The organism is Stenotrophomonas sp. YJH_SMC_57 (assembly GCF_059369755.1).
Genome location: NZ_JCAFSZ010000014.1, coordinates 1 through 22,305, shown reverse-complemented (window position 1 = coordinate 22,305; position 22,305 = coordinate 1). Strand labels below are relative to the sequence as shown.

The following is a 22,305-nucleotide window of genomic DNA, read 5'->3' as shown; positions in this document are numbered from 1 at the left end:
TGTTTCCGTCGGAGGAACCCGCAGTGTAGGCCAGGCATGGCCGGGTGTACGGGCTCGTTGGGGGCAACCACCCCCACCAGGGTGGGGGCCTACGCGGTGCAGGCCACGACCATTGGTCGTGGCCGGCTTCTTACTGGGCCGGCACGCCCATTTCCTTCAGCAGCTCGGGCGCCGGGTAGACCTTGGCCAGCAGCCAGCGCAGGTAGCGCATGTCCACGTGCACGGCGCGCTTGTAGCGCGGGTCGAACCACCAGCTGGCGCTGACCGACTCCCAGTTGCTGTCGAAATTCAGGCCGATCAGTTCACCCTTGGCGTTGAGCACCGGCGAGCCGGAATTGCCGCCGGTGGTGTCCAGGTTGGTCAGGAAGTTGACCGTCTGGGTCTTCAGCGCCGGATCGGCGGTGCTGCCGAAGTCACCCTTGGCGATCGCAGCCAGCAGCGGCTTGGGTGCATCGAACGGATAGGCGTTGGTGTTCTTCTCGACGATGCCGGCCACGGTGGTCACCGGCGAGTAGCTCACGCCATCGCGCGGATGCAATGCTTCCACCTTGCCGTAGCTGATGCGCAGGGTACGGTTGGCATCCGGGTACACCGCACGGCCCTGCTTGGCACGCCAGGCGAACAGCGCCTGCATGTAGGCCGGGCGCAGGCGCAGCTGCTCGCCTTCGCGGGTCTTGCTCTCGTTCTCGATGCGCAGCTGCGCGGCCACCAGCGGGCCGGCCACGGCGATCAGCGGATCGGCGGCCAGCGCCTTGCCTTCGCGCGCTGCGGCAAAGCGCGACAGGCGCTGTGCTTCATCGCCCAGCTGGGTGCCGGCGTACAGGGTGTCCAGTGCCTTGGCCAGCTGCTGCGGGGTGCGGCCGAAGGCGGCGTCGAACTCGGCCACGCGCTGCGCCTCCGGCAGCTGCTGGTAACGGGTCAGCAGGGTGGTCAGCAGCGCCTTCTCGACCTCCGGCGCGTAGCGGCGCTGGACCTGCTTGAGCACGCCTTCGATCATCGCCTGGTCGCGCTGCTGGTAGCCGCTCTCGCGCTGCGCGTCGGGCTTGGCCGACTCGATGCGCAGGCGCTCCAGCAGCAATGCCGAGCGCAGCAGCTGGCTCTGCGCGGCCATCTGATCCAGCAGCAGGTCACGCTCGCCCACCGCCGCGCCCTGCGACAGGTTGGCCAGCAGCGCCTTGATGTCGCCCTGGTACCTGCGGTCGGTGGCAGCCAGCATGGCCGTCTCGTCGGCGGCACGCTGCGCCTTGGCGTCGCTGCGCAGCAGGCCTTCCAGCTCACCGGCGGCGCGCTTGCGGTTGTTCTTCAGCGACTGCAGCTGCGAGGCGTAGCGGGTACGCGCCTGCGCATCCTTGGCGCTGGCGGCTTCGATAGTGTCGATCATCTGCTGGAACACCGACACGCGGCGCGGCAGCACGGTATCGATCTGGCCGGCGAATTCGGCCGCGGTGCGGTGGCGGTAGGTGATACCCGGGTAACCGGCCAGCATCGCGTAATCGCCTTCCTTCGGGCCTTCCACCGACATCTGCAGGTGTGCCGGCGCCTGGTAGGGCACGTTGTCCTTGCTGTAGGCAGCCGGCTTGCCGTCCTTGCCGACGTAGGCACGCAGCAGGGTGAAGTCGCCGGTGTGGCGCGGCCACATGAAGTTGTCGATCTCGTCGCCGTAGTTGCCGATCGCACGCGGCGGCGCGTAGACCAATCGCACGTCGCTCAGTTCCAGCTGGGCGATGCGGTAGAAGTCGGTGCCGTAGTACATGTTGGCGACCGAACAACGCACGCTGCCGTCCTTCTCGCACTCGGCCACGATCTGCTTGCTGGCCGCATCCACCGCATCGAAGTAGGCACGGCCGGTCTTGCCGCGCGCCTGCGCCAGCACCTGGTCGGTCACCTTGTCGAAGCCGACGGTGACCAGCACGCGGAAGTCCGGGTTGGCCGGGCGCTCATCGGCACGGTCCCTGGCAATGAAACCGCCGTTGATCAGGTCGTGCTCGGGCGAGCTGTTGTACTGGATCACGCCCATCGCCACGTGATGGTTGGTCAGCAGCAGGCCGTCGGCGGACACGAACGAGCCGGTGCCGCCACCGGCACGCACCACCGCGCTCAGCGGCGGCGCGGTGACGTTGGCCAGGTCGGCCGGATTGCCCTTGAAACCGGCCGCCTGCAGCGGCTTGGCCAGTTCCGGCAGCTGGGTCGGCATCCACATGCCTTCATCGGCGTGGGCACCGGCGGCGAGGGTCAGGCCGAGGGCCAGGGCGGTGGGAAGGGATTTGCGTGGTGACATGGGGCAATCCGGTACGACAGAACAGCCCGGGACCATAGCCGCTGGGGGCGGATGGGGCAACGGCCGATGGTTGGGTCGACGTGCACGGCAGTGCCGGCCGCTGGCCGGCAACCCACGCAGGTCGGGAGAAACGGTGCAGTTGCCGGCCAGCGGCCGGCACTACCGGATCGTTATTTCTCCCGCCGCCAGTTGATCGAACCGCGGTTTTCAACCGTGCTCGATTCCACTTCCACGTCGAAGCCGCGGCGCAGCAGGTACTTCAGCGTGATCACCGAACCGGCACCGACCAGCGACACGCCGTAGCCGACGTACAGCTTGGGCGAGATGTATTTGCCCACGCCGATCACCGAGCCCCCCAACGCGCGCGACTGGCTTACGCCGGCATCGTCCAGGCCCAGCTTGGCGCCCAGCTGCGAGGCCAGCAGGCCACTGCCTGCAGAGAGTGCCGCCGAGGCCGCGTTGACCTGCTGGGTCTGGTCGCTGCTGGCGCCGGTCAGGCTGCGGCCCAGCACCAGATAGGCCAGGGCCTCGGACTGCGACATCGCCGGATCGGACCACACGTCCGCACGCGGCTGCTGCGCACGCCCGGTGACGTCGATGCCCGCCGTGACATCACCGACCCGGCGCTCGGCACGGATGTTGATGCGCGGATCGGACACCGCGTTGTAGTTCCAGGTCAGGTTGCCACGGGTGATGGTCAGGTCCTGCCCATACGCCTTGTAGCGCCCGCTCACTTCCAGGCCACCATTGGCGGTCATCTCGCGGCCAGGCTTGGCCCAGACCTGCATCTTGCCGGTCAGTGCGCCCTTCAGGCCAAAGCCGGTCATCTTCACCTTGTCGCCGAGGCTGACAACCAGGTCCATGTCCAGCGGCGAGGTGCGCGATTCTTCCGGATCGACCGGATCGAGCACCACCACGTCTTCGGACACCGAGGTACCGCGGTCCAGGCGTTCGAGGTCGATATCGGCCTCGGGCACATGCACGGTGCCACGCAGCTCCATTGCCGCCTTGGCCAGGGTGAAATCGAGGTTGGGATTGGCGACGATGCGCAGTTCGCTGGTGTTGGACAGCAGCACGTTGTCGCCGTGGATCTTCAACTGCAGCGGCTGTGCATCACCGAACCACGACAGGCCGCCATCCACGTACAGCGTGCCCTGGCCGGAATTGGCCTGGGCGGTGATCCTGGCCGAACCATCAGGCTGGGCCACGAAGCTGCCCTTGCCCTGGTCGAAGGTCAGGCCCAGCGCCGGGAATTCACCCTTGAAGTTGCTCAGCTGCGCATCACCGCCCAGCGACGGCTGGCCACGCGTGCCGCGCAGGCTGACGTGCCCTTCGATCAGACCGGTCGGGCGCACGATATCCGGCGAGAACAGCTCCAGCCAGTACAGCCGCGACATGTTGAGGTAGAGCTCACCGTTCAACGGCGCGCTGGCTTCCCAGCCGGTCTGCATCTTGGCATCGACGAAGCCGTTGCCCTGGAAGCCCATGCCCAGATAGCCCTTGATGCTGGCCGGGGTCATGTCCAGTTTCAGCGAGAACTGGTCATAGCGCACCAGCTCGCCACGCGACGCATCGCCCACCGTGGTGCGGTTCTCACCCAGGCGCACGCCGCCTTCCTTCGAGCGCACTTCCACATGACCTTCCCAGGCGTTGCCGCGCGGGCGGATCTGCGCATCCAGGCTGACATCGCCGCGCAGGTAGATGCGGCGGCCGGACTGCGGCGGCAGCCATGGCTGCACCAGCGCCAGCGGCAGCGCATCACTGCGCACCACCAGGCCCTCGCGCGGCCAGTTCGCCTGGGCGCACAGCGCGCCACTGCTGGCGGCGGCCAGGCAGGCTTCGGACAGGGTGTAGGTGCTGCCGTTGATCGCGAACGCGGCCGGCGCACGCAGCGACCAGGCATCGCCCTTCACCGGTGCGATGCGCAGCGATGCCAGCTCGCCACGCCACTGCGCGCCCTGCTGGCGCACGCTGCCCTGCAGCTCGATCGCGCCCATCTCATTGCGGGTCTGCGCGGCCAGCCGCAGGTTGGACACACTGCCCTGCGCATCGATGTTCAGCCGTTCCAGCAGCATGCCGGCGTTGACCTGCTGGCCCTGCACCGCCAGCGTGCCGCTGTCACCACGCCACGGCAGGTGGCCCTTGATGCTCACGCTCTCGGCGCCGTAGCCATCCCAGTTGAGGTTGTTGCCGATCAGGTCGGCGGTGATATCAGGCGCATCGCGTGGGCCCTTCACCTGCACCTGGCCACGCAGGCCACCGTCGGCGCCCGGCAGCAGATCACTCAGCTGCAGCGGTTCGAAGCGTGCGTCGATGTCGAGGCGATCACCGACCTTGCCCGAAGCAGTGACCCGGCTGCTGCCCAGCGACAGCTTCAGGTCGCCCTGGCCTTGATCGCCCTGCAGTGCGAACTTGCCCTGCGCGTCGAGGTTGCGCTGGCGCAGGACGCCCTTCAGCGACGGCAGGTCCACCGTGGCTTCCAGCGTGCCGGCCGTGCCCGGTGCGGCGTTGGCCGGCGGCGGCAGCTGGCGGCCCTTGGAGGCCAGGTTGCCGGACAGGCGGCCATTCCAGCCCGGCACGAAATAGCCGGGGTCGAAGTCCTTCAGCGTGGCCTTGGCGTCCCAGTCCAGCTGTGGCGCCCAAGCGACCTGGCCTTCCACCTGCAGCTGGCCACCCGGGGTCTGCGCCTGCAGCTGGTGGATCGACGCGGCCTGGTCATTGCCACGCACGTCGAAGCGCAGCTGCGCCTTCTGCTTTTCGCGTTCGACCTCGGCGCGGCCGATCGCCGCCCACGCCTTCAGCGTGCCGGCCAGGCCGAAGCGCGCTTCCTTCAGCGTCACCGGTACCGGCGCGCTGCCGGCGGTGTTCGGGTCTGCGGCCGGCACGTAGGTCAGATCGCGTGCGACCACCGAGAAATTAAGCTTCTGCTGGTCTTCCTGGCTGAAATCGGCCGTACCTTCCAGCCGCGCTTCGCCGCCGAGGCCCTTCACCAGCAACGGCGAAACCTTCAGCACCTGGTCCTGCAGCGACACCACCGACGGTGCCAGTTCCAGTTCCTGGTCGCCCTGCTTCACCTTGCCATGCAGGTTGGCGTTGCCGCCCTTGCCAGCGGCAGTGAAGTCCAGTGCCAACGGTGCGATCGCCGAGCTCGCCAGCGCCGGCGACAGCAGCGACAGATCCAGTTCGTCGCTGCGCACGCTGGCGTTCCAGGTCGGGTCGGTCCGCCCGTCGAACACCAGCATCGCGTGCAGCGGCTTCGGTGCACGCCCGGCCAGCGCCACCTCCATGTGGGCGAGGTCGCCGCGTGCCACCAGCCCCACCGTCGCTGCAGTGCGCCCACGCGGGGCCGGCAGCACCGCCGTGACCGTCACGTCGGTGTCGTAGTCCTTGGCCGGGATGTAGCGGCCCTGGGCGGTGAAATTGCCCATGTCGCTGTCCACGACCAGCTTGTGCGCCTGGAATTCGCCGTTGGCGATTTCGATGCCACCGCGCACGCGGCTGATGTCGATCACCGGCTCGTTGGCCTGGCTGATGCGGAAGCCATCGATGGCGATGGCGTCGGCCTGGATCGCCAGCGGCATCTCGATCTGCGGCAGCGAATCCGGCCACGACGGCAGCTTGAACGGCTCGTCACTCTTGGCCAGGTTCAACGTCGCGTTGGTCAGTTCCAGCTTGTCCAGCAGCAGCTTGCGGCCCAGCAACGGGCGCAGGTCCGGCTCCAGGTGCGCGCGCTCGGCGTGGAAATGGATGTCGTCATAGCGGAAGTCGACGTTGTACAGGGTCAGCGGACCGGCCACCGGGCCGTCCACCTTGTCCCAGGTGAAGCTGGCGCCCACCGGCAGCCGCGCCACCACCTGCGCCAGCAGCACATCGCGGCCGGCCACGGTCTGCAGCAGCCAGTACACCGCCAGCAGGGCCAGCAGCACCAGCCCGATCACGCCGGCGCCGGACCATGCCCAGAAGCGGCGGCGGCGGTAGAAGCGCACGCGCGGCGGCGTGTTCGGGGTCGGCGTGGGTGCGGGCGTGCTCACAGGTCCGCTCCGATGTTCAGGTACAGCTGGAACTGCGAATCCGGGTTGTTCAGGCCGTGCGCCACGTCGATGCGCACCGGGCCGACCGGCGATTTCCAGCGCACGCCGAAGCCGACGCCAGTGTGCAGATCAATGGTGTTGTCGAAGGCGCTGCCGGTATCGACGAACACCGCCGCGCCCCATGGGCCGCCATTGAAGTAGTGCTCGTACTCGGCCGAGCCGATCACCAGGTTCTTGGCGCCCAGTGCGTACTTGTCCGGCGCCGGGGTACGCGGGCCGACCTCGCGGTAAGCGTAGCCGCGGATGCTGCGGTCGCCGCCGGCGAAGTAGCGCAGGCTCGGCGGCATCGCCACCAGGTCGCTGGTCCAGGTGGTGCCGCCCTCGCCGCGCAGGATCAGGCGGTTGCTTTCGCCCACCGGGATGTACCAGCGCAGCACGGCATTGGCCTGCACGAAGCTGGTATCCGAACCGACGCCCTCGATGCCGGTCCGTAGCGTCGCGGTGCCGCTGATGCCCTTGCGCGGGAACATCTGGTCGTCGACATTGACGTAGTCGGCCACCATCTGCGGGTACACCAGCGTCGAGGTGTTGTAGACCGCATCGGTGAATTCGGTGCCGGAGGCGTAGCGCCAGCGCTCGCGCAGCGCGTTGACCGAGGCGATCGCGGTCCAGTGCTCGTTGATCTCGCCGCTGCGGCTGGCGATCAGCTTGAAGTTGCGCAGGTCGATGTAATCGGTCTGCTCGTCATACGCGCTGGCGGCGAAGGTGTACCAGCCGTCGAGCCAGTTGAACGCCGGGATGCGGTAGCTGGTCACCAGGCTCTTGCGCTTCTGCGCATAGTCCAGCTGCGTGTTCATCTTGTGGCCGCGGTTGTTCAGGAACCGCCGCTCGATGCCACCGCGCACACCCGGGCCGCTCTCGCTGCCGTAGCTCAGGCCGGCGGTGTAGATGGTGCGCTTGGCGCGGGTCAGGTTGACGTCCACCGGCACGTCGCCGTTCTCATCAGCCTGGTCCGGCCGCGGCTGGATGTCGATCACGCTGAAGTAGTCCAGCTTGGTCAGCGATTGCCGCAGCCGGTCCAGCTTGCCTTCGTGGTAGTAGCTGCCCTGGTCCCAGTACACCAGCGGGTCGAACAGCTTGTCGACGAAGTAGTCCTGGTGGAAGCGCACCGGGCCCATGTTGTAGCGGCGGCCGCTGTCCCAGGTCAGGTCGATGTCGGCGGCGTTGTCGGCACGGGTGATCTGCACCTGGCGCTGGGTGTAGTCGGCGTCGAAGTAGCCACGCTCGGCCAGGCGGCGGGTGATGGTGATCTTGCTGGCTTCGTACTGGGTGTGCTCGAAGCGCTGGCCCTTGCGCGGCTTGAACGCGGCCAGGTCGTCCTGCAGGTACTGGTCGTAGATCGCCGGGCCGGTGATGTCGATGTGCTCACGACGCACGGTCACCGGGGCACCCTTGTCGACATGGATCAGCACCCGCACGTGCTCATCCTCGCGCGGTGCTTCAACCTTGATCACCGGGTTGTAGTACCCGAACGGTTCCAGCGCCTGGCGGGTCTGCCGCTCGGCCTGCGACAACAGGTACTCCAGGCGCGACTCGCCCTGCTCCTTGCCGATCGTGTCGTACAGCGACAGCGATTCCTGGATGTTCTCGATGATTGCGGCGTCGTCGCCCTTGTCCAATCCCTTGATGTCCACCTTGTCGATGGTGCCGCGCGCGTGGGCCACGGAAGTGGCGGCCAGCGACAGGACCATCAGCGGCAGGGCGTATTTCTTTGGCTGCATGCGGCACAGCATACCGACCGGAGGTGACGATGCGAAATGCATCACGTCATTCGGGATCGGTTGTTAAGTGGCGGTCAAAATACGCGCCTTTGTGGCGATCATCGTGATCGCAGCCGAGGAAGCCGGCATCGTGCGCGATGCCGGCAATGACCCCGATGGACATCCGCCGGCGGTGATCCGGTAGTGCCGGCCGCTGGCCGGCAACCCACAGATCAATCCGATGCGCGGGGGCAATGCCGGCCAGCGGCCGGCACTACCGATACCGGCATCAGCTCGACAGATGCTCGATCGCCGCCACCTTGCCCAGGCGCTCGCCCAGCATCGTCAGCAGCGCCAGGCGGTTGCCACGCAGCGCCGGATCCTCGGCATTGACCATCACGCCATCGAAGAAGGCGTCGACCTGCGGGCGCAGCCGGGCCAGGCGGGCCAGCACGGCCACGTAGTCCTTGTGCTGCAGGCTGGCGCCGGTGTCGTCGATGGCCGCGGTGACGGCTTCAGCCAGCGCGCGCTCGGCGTCTTCCTGCAGCAGCGCCGTGTCGATCTGGGCCGGAATGTCGCCCTCGGCCTTGCGCAGGATGTTGCGGATGCGCTTGTTGGCCGCGGCCAGTGCCTCGGCTTCCGGCAGCGCAGCGAAGGTGCCGATCGCATCCAGGCGGCGGTCGAAGTCATACAGCGAGGCCGGCTTCAGCTCGGCCACCGCATTGAAGTGCGTGGCCGGCACGCCCTTGTCGGCGTAGTAGCCCTTCAGGCGGTCGAGGATGAAGTCGTACAGCTCGCCGACGTCGGCCTGCACGTTGCGCGCGGCCAGGCCGGCGTTGGCGCTGGCCAGCAGCGCGCGCAGATCCAGCTCGAAGCCGCTCTCGATGATCGTGCGGGCCAGTCCCAGCGCGTTGCGGCGCAGGGCGAACGGGTCCTTGTTGCCGGTCGGCTTCAGGCCTGCGGCGAAACCACCGGCCAGGGTGTCCACGCGTTCAGCAATCGCCAGCACCTTGCCCAGCGCCGACAACGCGATGTCATCGCCACCGAAGCGCGGCTGGTAGGCCTCGTCGATGGCCAGCGCGACCTCGGCCGATTCGCCACCTGCCACGGCGTAGTGGCGGCCGGCGATGCCCTGCAGTTCCGGGAATTCGTTGACCATGCGCGATTGCAGGTCGTTCTTCGCCAGTTCGGCGGCACGCCGTGCCTGCGCAGCGTCGGCGCCAACCTGCGGCGCGATCACCTCGGCCAGGGCGGCCACGCGGGCGACCTTGTCGGCCACGCTGCCCAGCTTGGCCTGGTAGGTCACCGTCTTCAGGCCCTCGCCCATCGACGCCAGGCCCTGCTTCAGGTCTTCGTCGAAGAAGAACTTGGCATCGGCGAAGCGCGGGCGGATCACGCGCTCGTAGCCCTTGGCCACTTCGGCCACGTCCTTCGATTCGATGTTGGCGATGCCGATGAACTTCTCGGTCAGCGTGCCGCTGTCATCCAGCACCGGGAAGAACTTCTGGTTGATCTCCATCGTCTCGATCAGCGCTTCCTGCGGCACCGCCAGGAACGCGCGCTCGAAGCTGCACAGCACCGCCGACGGCCACTCGACCAGGTTCACCACCTGCTCCAGGTTGTCCTCGGTGATGCGGGCGCTGCCGCCGGCCTTGGCCGCAGCGGCTTCAACCTCGGCGACGATGCGCGCGCGGCGCTCGCCCGGGTCGACCAGCACGAACGCGGCACGCAGGGCTTCCACGTAATCCTGCGGCTGTGCCAGCGACACGGCCTGGTCGTGGTGGAAACGATGGCCACGGCTGACACGGCCAGCCTGCAGGCCGAACAGTTCGGCCTCGACCACGTTGCCACCGTGCAGCAGCACCAGCCAGTGCGCCGGGCGCGCAAAGCCCCAGGCGTGGTCGCCCCAGCGCATCGGCTTGGGAATCGGCATCGCCGCGATCGCCTCGCGCAGGATCTCCGGCAGCAGGCTGGCGGTGCGCGCGCCCGGGGTCACCGCGCGGTGCACGAAGCGCTCGCCCTTGTTGTCGGTGGTCTTCTCCAGCGCGGTCCATTCGATCCCGGCCTTGGCGGCGAAGCCCTGCAGGGCCTTGGTCGGCTGGCCTTCGGCGTCCAGCGCGATGTTCAGGTACGGGCCCAGCACTTCGCTGTGCTGTTCCGGCTGTTCCAGGCCAACGCCCGGCAGCAGCACGGCCAGGCGGCGCGGGGTCGACAGCGGGCGGGCATCGCCCAGCTCCAATGCGACGCCGCGCTTGCGCAGGCCGTCGACAACGCCATCGAAGAACGCCTGGGCGAGGCCCGGCAGTGCCTTGACCGGCAACTCCTCGGTGCCCAGTTCGATCAGCAGGGGGGACAGTTGGCTCATCGTTTCAATCCTGTGGTGGGGGCGCAGCGCGCGACGCGTCCGGCGCCCCGGAGTAAGGGGGAGAGCGGCGGTCAGGCCTTCTTGGCGCCCGGGAAGCCCAGCTTCTCGCGCTGCTCGTAGTAGGCCTTGGCCACCGCCTGGGCCAACGCGCGCACGCGCAGGATGTAGCGCTGGCGCTCGGTCACGCTGATCGCGCGGCGCGCATCGAGCAGGTTGAAGGTGTGGCTGGCCTTCATCACCTGCTCGTAGGCCGGCAGCGGAAGGTTCACTTCCACCAGCTTCTGCGCTTCACGCTCGCAGGCGTCGAAGCGGTGGAACATTTCGTCCACGTCGGCGTATTCGAAGTTGTACGTGCTCTGCTCCACCTCGTTCTGGTGGTAGACGTCACCGTAGGTCACCGGCTGGCCGTCCGGGCCATAGGTCCAGACCAGGTCGTAGACGTTGTCGCAGTTCTGCAGGTACATGCACAGGCGTTCGAGACCATAGGTGATCTCGCCCAGCACCGGTCGGCATTCGAGGCCACCGGCCTGCTGGAAGTAGGTGAACTGGGTCACCTCCATGCCATTGAGCCAGACTTCCCAGCCCAGGCCCCAGGCACCCAGCGTCGGCGATTCCCAGTTGTCCTCGACGAAGCGCAGGTCGTGCACCAGCGGGTCGATGCCCAGTGCCTTCAGCGAATCCAGGTACAGCTGCTGGATGTTGTCCGGCGCCGGCTTCATCGCCACCTGGTACTGGTAGTAGCGCTGCAGGCGGTTCGGGTTCTCGCCGTAGCGGCCGTCGGTCGGGCGGCGCGAGGGCTGCACGTAGGCCGCGTTCCAGCCTTCCGGACCGATCGCACGCAGGAAGGTGGCCGGATGGAAGGTACCGGCGCCCACCTCCAGGTCGAGCGGCTGGATGAGCACGCAGCCCTGCTGGGCCCAGAACTGGTTCAGGGTCTGGATCAGGCCCTGGAAGGTGATCGGAACGGTCGGGGTCGCGGACATGCGGACGATTCTTGGCCGGCAAGGGGGGTGCGCTAGTATAACGGCCGACCTGCGGGGCATTCCGTACCCGGGAGGAGCAGGCAGATGGAACATCGGCTGCCGGTGGGCACGCCCGGCGAGGCGGGCGGCGTTCCGCTGCCCTGGGGCCGCCTGCATTTCGAGCAGATCGCCGCGGCGCTGATCGCCGATGGCCTGGTGGCCGAGCAGGACCGCGAGCGCATGCGCTTCTCCGCACAGGGGGCGCGCAACGCCAGCGAAGTGCATCCGCTGGTGCTGTTGTCCAACCTCAAGCTGGCCGCCACCGGCGGCGGCGAACTGACCCTGGAGCGCCTCAGCGAATGGCTGGCGCAGCGTACCGGCTGCCGCTACCTGCGCATCGACCCGACCCGGGTCGACGTCGCCGCGGTGACGGCCCTGGTGTCGCATGCCTATGCCCGCCGCCATCGCTTCCTGCCGCTGGCGGTGGATGCCGAGCGCGTGCTGGTGGCCACCAGCGAGCCGCTGGTGCAGGAATGGCGCCGCGACCTGCAGCACCTGACCCGGCGCCGCATCGAGCTGGCGGTGGTCAACCCGCTGGACCTGCACCGCTACACCATGGAGTTCTACGGGGTAACCCGTTCGGTGCGTGGCGCCCGCAGTGATGCGCGCGGCGAAGCCAGCACCACCCTGCCCAGCTTCGAACAGCTGGTCGAGCTGGGCCGTACCGGCGACGTCAATGCCGACGACCAGCACATCGTGCACATCGTCGACTGGCTGCTGCAGTACGCCTACGAACAGCGCGCCTCGGACATCCACCTGGAGCCGCGCCGCGAGATGGGACGCATGCGCTTCCGCATCGACGGCGTGCTGCACAAGGTGTTCGAAGTGCCACCGGCAGTGATGACCGCCGTGGTCAGCCGCATCAAGGTGCTGGGCCGCATGGACCTGGCCGAGCGCCGGCGCCCGCAGGACGGCCGCATCAAGACCCGCTCGCCGGGTGGCCGCGAAGTCGAGATGCGCCTGTCGACCATGCCCACCGCCTTCGGCGAGAAGTGCGTGATGCGCATCTTCGACCCGGATGCCGCGTTCAAGAGCATCGACCAGCTCGGTTTCAGCCCGCAGGAGGCCGCCGGCTGGAATGCACTGGTCGAGCGCCCGCACGGCATCGTGCTGGTCACCGGCCCGACCGGCTCGGGCAAGACCACCACCCTGTATTCCACGCTGAAGCGGCTGGCCACGCCGGACGTGAACGTGTGCACGGTGGAAGACCCGATCGAGATGATCGCGCCCGAGTTCAACCAGATGCAGGTGCAGACCAACATCGACCTGGACTTCGCCAGTGGCGTGCGCACCCTGCTGCGACAGGACCCGGACATCATCATGATCGGCGAGATCCGCGACCTGGAAACCGCGCAGATGGCGGTGCAGGCCTCGCTGACCGGCCACCTGGTGCTGTCCACCCTGCACACCAACGATGCGCCCTCGGCGGTCACCCGCCTGCTCGACCTGGGCGTGCCGCATTACCTGCTGGCCAGCACCCTCAACGGCATCCTCGCCCAACGCCTGGTGCGTACCCTGTGCCCGCACTGCAAGCAGCCGCACAGCCTCGGCGCCGCCGACTGGGCGGTGCTGGCTGATAGCCATGCTGCATATCCAGATGCCGCCACGCCCTGTCGGCCGGTCGGTTGCCTGGAGTGCCGGCGCACCGGATTCCTTGGCCGCATCGGCCTGTATGAACTGCTGCCATTGGGCTCGCGGCTGCGCGGGCAGATCCGCGCCGACATGGACCTGGCCGGTTTCAGCCGTGCCGCGCGGGCTGAAGGGCTGCGAACCCTGCGCCAGGCCGGGCTTGAAAAGGTGGCGCAGGGGCTGACTACAATCGAGGAAGTCCTGTCAGTGCTGCCGCCCCCGGATGAACCCAGCTCCGTTCCTGATCCTTGAAACCGGCCGCCCGGTGCCGTCACTGCGCCGCTACGGGCGCTTCCCGCACTGGATCCGCGTCGCCGCCGGGCTGGAAGAACACCAGACGGTGGTGGTCGATGTCGAACACGGTGGCGCCCTGCCCGATCCGCACGGCTTCGCCGGCGTGCTGGTGACCGGCTCGGCCGCCTTCGTCACCGACCATGCCGACTGGAGCGAGCGCAGCGCGGCATGGCTGCGCGAGACCGCCCACGACGACCTGCCGGTGTTCGGCATCTGCTACGGCCACCAGCTGCTGGCGCACGCGCTGGGCGGTGAAGTGGCCTACAACCCGGCCGGCCGCGAGTCCGGCACGATCGAGCTGGAACTGCAGCCGCAGGCCGCGCAGGACCCGCTGTTCCGGGGGTTGCCACAGCATTTCGCCGCCCACGCCACCCACCTTCAGACCGTGCTGCGCGCACCGGACGGTGCCGAAGTGCTGGCGCGCTCGCCGCTGGACGGCTGCCACGCCTTCCGCTGGGCGCGCCAGGCATGGGGCGTGCAGTTCCATCCGGAATTCGCCACCCACCACATGCGCGGCTACGTGCGCGCCCGCGCCGACTGCATCGGCCGCCACGGCGGTTGCGCCCGCAGCATCGAACGCGCGGTCAGCGCCGCACCGCTGGCCCGCCAGCTGTTGCGCCGCTTCGTCCGCCAGGCGCGGCTGTCTTCAGCCCAGCCGGCGGCAAAACAGGGATAATCGGCGCCACGGGCAGCCGCCCGGCCCCCTCCTGTCCCTCCCGGATGTCCATGAAAGAGATTCGCAAGCTGCCGGCTTCGGCGGGCGCCCAGTGGTTGCTGGATACGTTCTCCCTGTACCGGCGTGCGCCGCTGCAGCTGGCCCGGATCGGCCTGACCTGGCTGCTGGTGAGCTGGGTGGTGACCCTGTTGTCGACGCTGATTCCCGGCGCCGCCGGCATGGCCGTGCAGCTGATGACCCTGGCCATTTCGCCGATCATGTTCGGCGGCATGCTGTATGCCGTGGGCGAGATCGACGAAGGCCGACCGGGCCTGGCCTCGCACCTGCTGCAGCCGATCCGCGACCACCGCGTCAGCCACCTGCTGGTGCCGCTGGCGATCCAGGTGCTGGCGGTGCTGCTGCTGGGCGCGCTGCTGTTCATGATGATCGGCCGCGAAGGCTTCACCGCCTTCAGCGAGGTCATGACCAAGATGGAAGAAATCAGCCGCAGTGGTCAGCAGATCAAGCCGGACGATGCCGCCGCACTGGTCGCCAACCTGCCGGCCAAGCGCATCGCGCTGTGGATGCTGCTGGTGTTCCTGAGTGCGGTCGCGCTGTCGCTGGCGATGTTCACCCAGCCGGCGCTGGTGGTGTTCGACAAGCAGAGCGGCATGCACGCGCTGCGCCTGAGCCTGCAGGGCTGCATCGAGAACATCGGCGCGATGATCGTGTTCGCCGTGCTCGGCCTGATCGCCGCGTTCTGCATGTACATCCTGTTCGTGATCGTGATCCAGATCGCGATGCTGATCGGCGGCCCGCTGGCCGCAGCCTTCATCGCCCAGCTGGTACTGACCACGGTACTGATGCCGCTGTACGTCGGCGCGGTCTATGCCGCATGGAAGCAGATGTTCGTGCACCGCGGCAGCCGCGCAGCGCCGCCGATCCCGACCACGCCGACCTCCAGCGACATCTTCCACGCCTGACGGAAAAAGGGGACGGAGGGGATTAAGTCGTTAGCGGCACAGTGGCACATACGACTTAATCTCCTCCGTCCCCTTTTTTCAGGCGGCGGGCTTCTTCACTACCGACGACGGCACCAGCCAGCGTGCGGCGTGGATGCCCAGCTCGTAGAGCAGGCACATCGGGATGGCCAGCATCAGCTGCGACACCACGTCCGGCGGGGTCAGCACGGCGGCCACCACGAAGATGCCGACGATCGCGTAGCCGCGGCCTTCCTTGAACTGCTGCGGCGTCACCCAGCCCAGCAGCACCAGGATCACCATCGCCACCGGCAGTTCGAAACTGCCGCCGAAAGCGAAGAAGATCGCCAGCACGAAGTCCAGGTAGGCGTTCGCATCCGGGGTGATCGCAATCACGTCCGGGCTGAAGGTGGTGAGGAAGTGGAACACCGCCGGCAGCACCAGGAAGTAGGCGAACGCACAGCCGGTGTAGAACAGCACCACCGACGACACCAGCAGCGGTACCGCCAGGCGCTTTTCGCGCGCGTACAGGCCCGGGGCAACGAACGCCCACAGCTGGTACAGCAGCCACGGCACCGCCACGAACAGGGCGACGAAGAAGGTCAGCTTCAACGGCGCGAAGAAGGCACCGGCCGGGTTGGTCGCAATCATCGTCTGCCCGTTCGGCAGCTGCGAAACCAGCGGTTCGGCCAGCGCGTTGTACAGCTTCTGGGTGAATGGCAGCAGCGCCAGCAGCGCCACGCCCAGGCCCAGCAATGCGCGCACCAGCCGGCCGCGCAGTTCCACCAGATGTTCAACCAGCGAGCTTTCGCCGAACTCCTGCTCACTCATGAGGGGCGCTCCGTGTTCTGCGCCGGGGGCGTCGCATTGGTTTCAGTGGCCGTGGAGGCGCCGGGCGTTACCGCAGCGACGTCCTGTGCCGGTGCTTGTTCCGCGGCCACGGGCTCGCCCAGGTGCGGCGGCAGGTCGGCCGGCGCCGGCGCGCGTACTTGCTGCGCCAGATCGTCGCCCTGCTGCTGCGTCTGCTGGGCTTCGCGACGGATCGCTTCGCCACTGGCGCGCAGCTGGTTTTCGGTGTCCTGCATGCCCTGGCGCACGTCCTGCATCTGCCGCTTGATCTCCTCGGCCTGCAGTTCGCGCTCCAGCTCCTGTTTCACCGAATCCCACTGATTGCGGGCACGACGCACCCACAGGCCGGCGAAGCGGGCCGCCTTGGGCAGGCGCTCGGGACCGAGCACCACCAGGGCGACCACCGCAATCACCAGCAGTTCGCTGAAGCCGATATCAAACACCGCAACCGCTCCGGATCAGCGAGCGTTACGGTCGTGCTCGTCCTGCGCGGTGCGCGAGGCGTCCTGGCTGCGCGACTCGTCGCCCAGCTGCGCGTTCGGCTTGTCCTCGTCGCGCATGCCCTTCTTGAATTCCTTGACCGCCGAACCGAGGTCCTTGGCGCCACTGGTCAGGCGCTTGGTGCCGAACACCAGCAGCACGATGGCCAGCACGACCAACCAATGCCAGATGCTGAAACTGCCCATAAAGACGCTCGTTACGTTAGTGATCAGGCTGTCGAGCATAGCGCACCGGCTGTTAGCCGGCGCGCGTGACGAAAGTCAGTTTCCGCCCAGCGTTTCCGTGCGGATCTCGCCGTCGTTGACCGGCTGGAAGCCCTGCTGCTGCGGCGGCGGGGTCTGCGGCACGTTCTGCAGCGGCGCGGTGGTGGCCTCGGCCGGGGCGGCCGGCGCTGCCTGAACAGGCGCCGGAGCCACCGCCGGGGCGGCCGCCGGACGCGGAGCATTGCCACCACTGCCGTTGCGGTTGTTGCGCGCGGCGTAGGTGGCCTCTTCCAGGCGATCACGGAAAGCGACCACATCCATCGACGGCGAACCGCCGGCGCGGCCTTCGAAGATCATCCGCGGCGTGGTGTTGCTGCCGTAGGCGTCCAGATTGGCGGCATCGTCGATCTGCAGCACCGCGCCGTCCAGGGCGACACCAGCAAACAGGCCACGGGCGCGCGACCACGACCAGATTTCGGCCTTCAGCTGGCCATCGGTGGCGGCGGCGGCATTGCGGCCGACCGGACCGGCGGCAACGCCGGCATCGGCGCCCAGCGTGAACTTGCCGTTGACCAGGTTGTCCAGGCTGCGGTCGTTGCGGAACACCAGCACCACGTCCGAGGACTGCACGCCGGCCTGGAAGCCGATGCTGCCACCGGTGAGCTTGACGAACACCGGGTTGGACCAGGCGCCATTGGCCATGCGCACCGACATCAGGCCATGGCCGCGACGGCCACCGATGACCAGGCCGGCCTTGATCGTGTCGGGAATGACGATGACCGCGCGGCCTTCGTCGAGCAATTTGTCCGGAATGCCCTGTTCAGGGATTCCCTGGATTTCGGCCAGCACGCGCACGGCGTTGCGGGCGCGCTGGTCTTCCTGCGGTCCGGCCATGGCCTGGCTGGACAGCAGACTGGCGGCGATCAGCAGGGCTTGGATCGGGCGACGCATGGCAGGCTCCAGAAGTCAGTCCATAGGAAGATATAGCAAGTGACTGAAATTAGTAGTGTTGCCATGAATCGCCAATGAGCGTTGCCTGCTCATATAGATGCCCGCTATGCCCGCGATCCGAACCCTGCATGCCGGCGCGGCACCGGATCGGCGACAATACATCCCATGCTCGACGCACCCGATACCGCCGTGCTGGCGGTCAACCTAGGCACGCCTGAGACGCCGACGGCCCCCGCCGTACGCCGTTACCTGGCTGAATTCCTGTCCGACCCCCGCGTGGTCTCGATCCCGGCTCTGCTGTGGCAGCCACTGCTGCGCGGGCTGATCCTGCCGCTGCGCAGCAGCCGTTCGGCGGCCAAGTACGCCCAGGTCTGGCTGCCCGACGGATCTCCGTTGATGGTGCATACGCGCCAATTGGCCCAGGCCATGCAGGCACTGCTGCCGACGCTCCGGGTTCGCCATGCGATGCGCTACGGTGAACCGGCGCTGGCCGGCGAGCTCGACCGCCTGGCCGCCGAAGGCGCGCGTCGCATCGTGGTGCTGCCGCTGTATCCGCAGTACTCGACCACCACCACCGCCTCGGTCGAAGACCGCGTCGATGCCTGGCAGCGCCGCAACCCGGGCGTGACGGTCAGCCTGGTGCGCGACTATTCGGTCGACCCGGGCTGGGTCGAGGCCGTTGCCGGTTCCATCCAGCGCTACTGGGAACAGCACGGCCGTGGCCAGAAGCTGATGTTCTCCTTCCACGGCATCCCGCAACGCCTGGCCGATGGCGGCGATCCGTATCCGCAGCGTTGCGAGGCCAGCGCCCAGGCCATTGCCAACGCGCTGGGCCTGGGCAGGGACGAGTGGCAGATGGGCTATCAATCGCGCTTCGGCCGCGAGCGCTGGCTGCAGCCGTACGCCGAGCCCAGCCTGTGGGCGCTGGCCGAATCCGGCGTCAGGCAGATCGACGTGGTCTGCCCCGGCTTCGCCACCGACTGCCTGGAAACGCTGGAGGAAGTGGCAATGGGCTTTACCGAAACGCTGGCCGAACGCGGCGCGACGATGCGCTACATCCCCTGCCTCAACGCCGAACCGGAACACGCACGCGCCCTGGCGCGGCTGGCTGTGGCCTCGCTGGCATGAGCCTGCATCCGTTTGAACTCGAGGTCGGTGGCGCACGCGTCGCCGGCCTTCGCAACCACGGCGAGGGTCCGCGCGTGCTGGCCCTGCACGGCTGGCTCGACAACGCCGCCAGCTTCGTGCCATTGGCCCCGCATCTGTCGTCGCTGCAGCTGGTGGCCATCGATCTGCCCGGCCATGGCCACAGCGCGCACCTTCCGGCGGGGGCCAGCTACACCACGCCCGCCGCGATCGGCCACGTGCTTGATGTGGCCGATGCATTGGGCTGGGACCGTTTCAGCCTGCTCGGCCATTCGATGGGCGCCGGCATCGCCAGCCTCACCGCCTCGGTCAGCGACCGCATCGAACGGCTGGTGGCGATCGAAGCACTCGGCGGCCTGCGCGGGCCGGAGGAAGAAACCGCGCATCGCCTGCGCGAGCATGTGAATGCCACGCGTGCGCTCGCACGCAAGCAGTTGCGCGTGTTCCCCGACCTCGCGGCGCCAATCCGCGCACGGATGATGACCAACCAGCTCAGCGAACACTGCGCGCGACTGCTGGTCGAGCGCGGTGTGGAACCGGTCGAAGGCGGCTATCGCTGGTGCAGTGATCCGCGGCTGATGCTGCCCACCGCGATCCGCCTCAGCGAAGGCCAGATCGACAATCTGCTGCAGGCCATCGCCTGCCCGACGCAGGTGATCTACGCCACACCGGCGCAGTCCTATTACCCCGAGCCCATGCGCAGCGATCGCCTGCGGCACCTGCGCGATGGACGGCTGGCGGTGTTTCCCGGCAACCATCACCTGCACATGGAAGACCCGGCGCAGGTTGCCGACGTGATCCTGCACTTCTTCAGCAACGACAACGCGGGCTGAGTCCGCGCCTCCGCGCGCTTCACTCCGCGCGTTTGCGGCCGATACATCAGTTGCGGGCCCCTGCGTCCGCAGCACGCGGGCCCGGTCGGGCCTGCGGCGTGTGTCTGGTTCTGCAAGGAAGTCCGCATGCCCGCTCTACCGCTCCGTTACCCAAAGGATGGGGTCACGGCGCCCTGTCTCTGCGGCGTTGATGACGTCGCATTCCCCGAATCCCCGGTCCATGCCCAGTCCACGCGCTCATGCGTGCGTCGCGGCGTGGCCGCTGCCGTCTGTTGATCCAGGAGTCGCCGATGTCCGCTGCATCCTCCCGTCCCCCCGATACCGCCCGCCTGCCGCATCTGCAGCAGCTCGCCCGCCGTGCTGATCGCCGACTGCTGATCGGCAGCGCGGCATTGGCCGTGGCTGGCCTGGTTCTGGCCCCGCGTGGGCCCCACGTGCCGGGTGCCGCGTTGGCTGCGGCCGCCGTGCTGCCGGCCATCTGGCTGGCCGGCCCTCAGGCGGGCCGCAGCCTCGCCCGCAATGGCCTGGCATTGTTGTTGTCGCTGCAGCTGGCGTTGCTGTGCACGGCGGTCGGCCTGTCGCCGGCGTTGCCGATCGCGGTGCTGCTGGGCGTGCTGCTCAGCCACCGTGATCGCCTGCCGGTATGGCTGGCCGGTGGCGTTGGCACGCTCGCGCTGTTGCAGCCGCTGCTGGAAGGTGCCGCGGCCGGGCCAACGCTGCTGCAGGCAACGCTGCTTGCTGGCCTGGCACTGTTCCTCGGCCAGGTCGCGCTGCGCCTGCGCCAGCAGACCGAGGCGCTGGGCCATGGCCCACGCCGCCTGGCTGCACTGGCCCGCGATATCGCCACCGGTGCCGATCTGGGCGCGCATGCGGATACCACGGCCTATGCACCCGGTTCGCTGGCCCATGCGCTGGCCGATACCGCCCGCCACGTGCAGGCCCAGCGCGGGCGCGAGGCTGAAGCGCATGCCGAGAACGCACAGATCCGCCAGGCCCTGGACGCTTCGCGCACCGCGATGATGATTGCCGACAACGACCACGTGATCCGCTACGTGAACCGTTCGGTGGTAGCCCTGCTGCGCAACCAGCAGGCGACACTGCGCCAGGCCTTCCCCGACTTCGATGCCGAGCGTCTGGTCGGCAGCAGCATCCACCGCTTCCACGCCAACCCGGACCGCATCCGCGCGATCCTCAATGGCCTGCAGGTCACGCACAACGGCAAGGTGCAGATCGGCCCGGTGCACTTTGCGCAGGTGGTCACGCCGGTGTTCGATGCACAGGGCGTGCGCCTCGGTTTCGCCGTGGAGTGGCATGACCGTACGCACGAACTGTCGCTTGAGAATGCTGTAGCCGGCATCGTTGCCGCCGCTGCCGCAGGCGATCTCGACCAGCGTCTGCAAGCGGGCGAAGGTGCCAGCTTCCTGGAGGGTCTGACCGGTGGCATCAACCAGCTGCTGGATACGCTGGGCAGCACCGTCAACGAAGTGCGACAGATGCTTTCTGCGCTGGCCAATGGCGATCTGGACCGGCGCATGCACGGCGAGTACCAAGGCGCCTTCGCCGCGATCCAGCGTGATGCCAACGCCACCGCCGGGCAGCTGGCGCGCATGGTCGGCCGCATCCAGCAGTGCTCCATCTCGATCAGTACCGCCGCCAGCGAGATCGCCGCCGGCAATGGCGCGCTGTCCGAACGCAGTGAGCGCCAGGCCGCGCACCTGCAGGAAACTGCGGCTTCGATGGAAGAGCTGACCGCCACGGTGCGCCAGAACGCTGCCCATGCGCGTCAGGCCAGTGAGCTGGCCGCCTCCACACAGAATGCCGCCGGTGACGGCAACACCGCCATGCAGCGGGTGGTCGACACCATGCAGGCGATCGAGGGCGCGTCAAAGCGCATCGGCGATATCACCGGCGTCATCGACGGCATCGCGTTCCAGACCAACATTCTGGCGCTGAACGCCGCGGTCGAGGCCGCCCGTGCCGGCGAGCAGGGCCGTGGCTTTGCGGTGGTGGCCAGCGAAGTACGCGTGCTGGCGCAGCGTTCCGCCGCAGCCGCGCAGGAAATCAAGAAACTGATCGACGAAGCCGGCCGCCAGGTGGGTGAAGGTGCGCAGCTGGTGGCCGATGCTGGCCAGCGCATGCGGGGCATCGTCGGTGGTGTCGAGAGCGTCAGCCACCTGATGCGGGAGATATCGGCCGCTTCGCAGGAACAGTCGATCGGCATCGAGCAGATCAACCAGACTGTCGTGCAGATGGATCAGGCCACGCAGCAGAACGCTGCACTGGTGGAGGAAGCCACCGCTGCCGCGCGCGAACTGCAGTCGCAGGCGGGGACACTGACCGAAGCGGTCTCGGTGTTCCGCCAGCAGGAAGCGCGTGAAGTCGCTCTGGTCGCCTGATCGGAACGTGCAACCGGATCGATTGGAGACGGCGCCCGCAGGGCGCCGTTCTTTTGCCTGCTTTTGCGTGATGGATCAGGAAAAAGGGACTGTCGTGGGTAGACGCCAACCTTGGTTGGCGCCGTGGCTTCGTACGGAGGGCATCCACGCATGGCGTGGGTCTACTGCTGATAGTCCTGCCATCGGTAGCGGCCAACCTTGGTTGGCCCTGTGGTTGCACGCGCAAAGCATCCACGCATGGCATGGATCTACTGGATTTTCTTCGCACAAAGAAAAACCCCGCTGCGTGAGCAGCGGGGTTTTGGGTGTAAACCCTGGCGATGACCTACTCTCGCATGGCTTGAGCCACACTACCATCGGCGCAGCTGCGTTTCACTTCCGAGTTCGGGATGGGATCGGGTGGTTCCACAGC

15 protein-coding genes and 1 rRNA gene are annotated in these 22,305 nt (G+C 67.8%); 6 read left to right on the top strand and 10 right to left on the bottom strand.

The window, feature by feature from the left end:
• Window positions 1-130: 130 nt before the first annotated feature.
• From AC5P7U_RS17700 to glyQ, 5 genes are all read right to left on the bottom strand, one after another.
• The gene (locus AC5P7U_RS17700; RefSeq protein ID WP_414555574.1) at window positions 131-2,278 is read right to left on the bottom strand and encodes a S46 family peptidase; all 2,148 of its coding nucleotides are present in this window, start codon (window positions 2,276-2,278) and stop codon (window positions 131-133) included.
• A gap of 170 nt (window positions 2,279-2,448) precedes the next feature.
• Window positions 2,449-6,309, bottom strand: a complete 3,861-nt coding sequence (locus AC5P7U_RS17695) for a translocation/assembly module TamB domain-containing protein (RefSeq protein WP_197564595.1) — start codon at window positions 6,307-6,309, stop codon at window positions 2,449-2,451.
• On the bottom strand, window positions 6,306-8,102 hold the full coding sequence (locus tag AC5P7U_RS17690; RefSeq protein WP_080357197.1) for an autotransporter assembly complex protein TamA: 1,797 nt from the start codon (window positions 8,100-8,102) through the stop codon (window positions 6,306-6,308). The genes AC5P7U_RS17695 and AC5P7U_RS17690 overlap by 4 nt, the downstream gene beginning before the upstream one ends.
• Window positions 8,103-8,358: 256 nt before the next feature.
• A complete protein-coding gene (gene glyS / locus AC5P7U_RS17685) occupies window positions 8,359-10,434 on the bottom strand; it encodes a glycine--tRNA ligase subunit beta (protein WP_197564594.1) in 2,076 nt (691 codons plus the stop codon).
• Between the two features lie 71 nt (window positions 10,435-10,505).
• Entirely contained in the window at window positions 10,506-11,417 is a 912-nt protein-coding gene (gene glyQ, locus AC5P7U_RS17680; RefSeq protein WP_197564593.1) for a glycine--tRNA ligase subunit alpha, read from the bottom strand.
• 84 nt (window positions 11,418-11,501) lie between these two features.
• Here glyQ and AC5P7U_RS17675 point away from each other — a divergent pair, with 84 nt between their 5' ends.
• The 3 genes from AC5P7U_RS17675 to AC5P7U_RS17665 are packed head-to-tail and all read left to right on the top strand — an operon-like array spanning window position 11,502 to window position 15,017.
• Window positions 11,502-13,337, top strand: a complete 1,836-nt coding sequence (locus tag AC5P7U_RS17675; RefSeq protein WP_197564592.1) for an ATPase, T2SS/T4P/T4SS family — start codon at window positions 11,502-11,504, stop codon at window positions 13,335-13,337.
• Complete coding sequence (locus AC5P7U_RS17670; RefSeq protein WP_197564591.1) at window positions 13,309-14,055, top strand: glutamine amidotransferase; 747 nt, start codon at window positions 13,309-13,311, stop codon at window positions 14,053-14,055. The genes AC5P7U_RS17675 and AC5P7U_RS17670 overlap by 29 nt, the downstream gene beginning before the upstream one ends.
• A 50-nt stretch (window positions 14,056-14,105) precedes the next feature.
• The gene (locus AC5P7U_RS17665) at window positions 14,106-15,017 is read left to right on the top strand and encodes a BPSS1780 family membrane protein (protein WP_049455838.1); all 912 of its coding nucleotides are present in this window, start codon (window positions 14,106-14,108) and stop codon (window positions 15,015-15,017) included.
• 78 nt (window positions 15,018-15,095) lie between these two features.
• On the opposite strand, the gene tatC is transcribed toward AC5P7U_RS17665, so the two are convergent.
• The 4 genes from tatC to AC5P7U_RS17645 all read right to left on the bottom strand — a co-directional run bounded on the left by tatC (window position 15,096) and on the right by AC5P7U_RS17645 (window position 17,518).
• A complete protein-coding gene (gene tatC / locus AC5P7U_RS17660) occupies window positions 15,096-15,845 on the bottom strand; it encodes a twin-arginine translocase subunit TatC (RefSeq protein ID WP_006477603.1) in 750 nt (249 codons plus the stop codon).
• A complete protein-coding gene (gene tatB / locus AC5P7U_RS17655) occupies window positions 15,842-16,306 on the bottom strand; it encodes a Sec-independent protein translocase protein TatB (RefSeq protein ID WP_053510508.1) in 465 nt (154 codons plus the stop codon). Before tatB ends, tatC begins: the two co-directional genes overlap by 4 nt.
• Before the next feature lie 15 nt (window positions 16,307-16,321).
• Window positions 16,322-16,549 carry a Sec-independent protein translocase subunit TatA gene (tatA, locus tag AC5P7U_RS17650; RefSeq protein WP_005420453.1) on the bottom strand — a complete coding sequence of 76 codons (228 nt, stop codon included), beginning with the start codon at window positions 16,547-16,549 and terminating at the stop codon, window positions 16,322-16,324.
• Between the two features lie 75 nt (window positions 16,550-16,624).
• Window positions 16,625-17,518 (bottom strand): lipid-binding SYLF domain-containing protein, encoded by an 894-nt coding sequence (locus AC5P7U_RS17645; RefSeq protein WP_006477608.1) that lies wholly within the window; start codon window positions 17,516-17,518, stop codon window positions 16,625-16,627.
• A gap of 165 nt (window positions 17,519-17,683) precedes the next feature.
• Between AC5P7U_RS17645 and hemH the strand changes: the two genes are divergently transcribed.
• The 3 genes from hemH (at window position 17,684) to AC5P7U_RS17630 (ending at window position 21,893) form a co-directional block, all read left to right on the top strand.
• On the top strand, window positions 17,684-18,646 hold the full coding sequence (hemH, locus tag AC5P7U_RS17640) for a ferrochelatase (RefSeq protein ID WP_006477610.1): 963 nt from the start codon (window positions 17,684-17,686) through the stop codon (window positions 18,644-18,646).
• Window positions 18,643-19,497, top strand: coding sequence for an alpha/beta fold hydrolase (locus AC5P7U_RS17635; RefSeq protein WP_006477611.1), 855 nt, complete (start codon window positions 18,643-18,645; stop codon window positions 19,495-19,497). The genes hemH and AC5P7U_RS17635 overlap by 4 nt, the downstream gene beginning before the upstream one ends.
• 290 nt (window positions 19,498-19,787) lie before the next feature.
• Entirely contained in the window at window positions 19,788-21,893 is a 2,106-nt protein-coding gene (locus tag AC5P7U_RS17630; RefSeq protein WP_197564590.1) for a methyl-accepting chemotaxis protein, read from the top strand.
• 312 nt (window positions 21,894-22,205) lie between these two features.
• Here the strand turns inward: AC5P7U_RS17630 and rrf are convergent.
• A 5S ribosomal RNA gene (gene rrf / locus AC5P7U_RS17625) occupies window positions 22,206-22,305 on the bottom strand; the annotation flags it as partial.

Coding starts and splice junctions, on each gene's coding strand:
- AC5P7U_RS17700 (WP_414555574.1), bottom strand. CDS start 2,278: ATGTCACCACGCAAATCCCTTCCCACCGCCCTGGCCCTCGGCCTGACC.
- AC5P7U_RS17690 (WP_080357197.1), bottom strand. CDS start 8,102: ATGCTGTGCCGCATGCAGCCAAAGAAATACGCCCTGCCGCTGATGGTC.
- glyS (WP_197564594.1), bottom strand. CDS start 10,434: ATGAGCCAACTGTCCCCCCTGCTGATCGAACTGGGCACCGAGGAGTTG.
- glyQ (WP_197564593.1), bottom strand. CDS start 11,417: ATGTCCGCGACCCCGACCGTTCCGATCACCTTCCAGGGCCTGATCCAG.
- AC5P7U_RS17675 (WP_197564592.1), top strand. CDS start 11,502: ATGGAACATCGGCTGCCGGTGGGCACGCCCGGCGAGGCGGGCGGCGTT.
- AC5P7U_RS17670 (WP_197564591.1), top strand. CDS start 13,309: ATGAACCCAGCTCCGTTCCTGATCCTTGAAACCGGCCGCCCGGTGCCG.
- AC5P7U_RS17665 (WP_049455838.1), top strand. CDS start 14,106: ATGAAAGAGATTCGCAAGCTGCCGGCTTCGGCGGGCGCCCAGTGGTTG.
- tatC (WP_006477603.1), bottom strand. CDS start 15,845: ATGAGTGAGCAGGAGTTCGGCGAAAGCTCGCTGGTTGAACATCTGGTG.
- tatA (WP_005420453.1), bottom strand. CDS start 16,549: ATGGGCAGTTTCAGCATCTGGCATTGGTTGGTCGTGCTGGCCATCGTG.
- AC5P7U_RS17645 (WP_006477608.1), bottom strand. CDS start 17,518: ATGCGTCGCCCGATCCAAGCCCTGCTGATCGCCGCCAGTCTGCTGTCC.
- hemH (WP_006477610.1), top strand. CDS start 17,684: ATGCTCGACGCACCCGATACCGCCGTGCTGGCGGTCAACCTAGGCACG.
- AC5P7U_RS17635 (WP_006477611.1), top strand. CDS start 18,643: ATGAGCCTGCATCCGTTTGAACTCGAGGTCGGTGGCGCACGCGTCGCC.
- AC5P7U_RS17630 (WP_197564590.1), top strand. CDS start 19,788: ATGTCCGCTGCATCCTCCCGTCCCCCCGATACCGCCCGCCTGCCGCAT.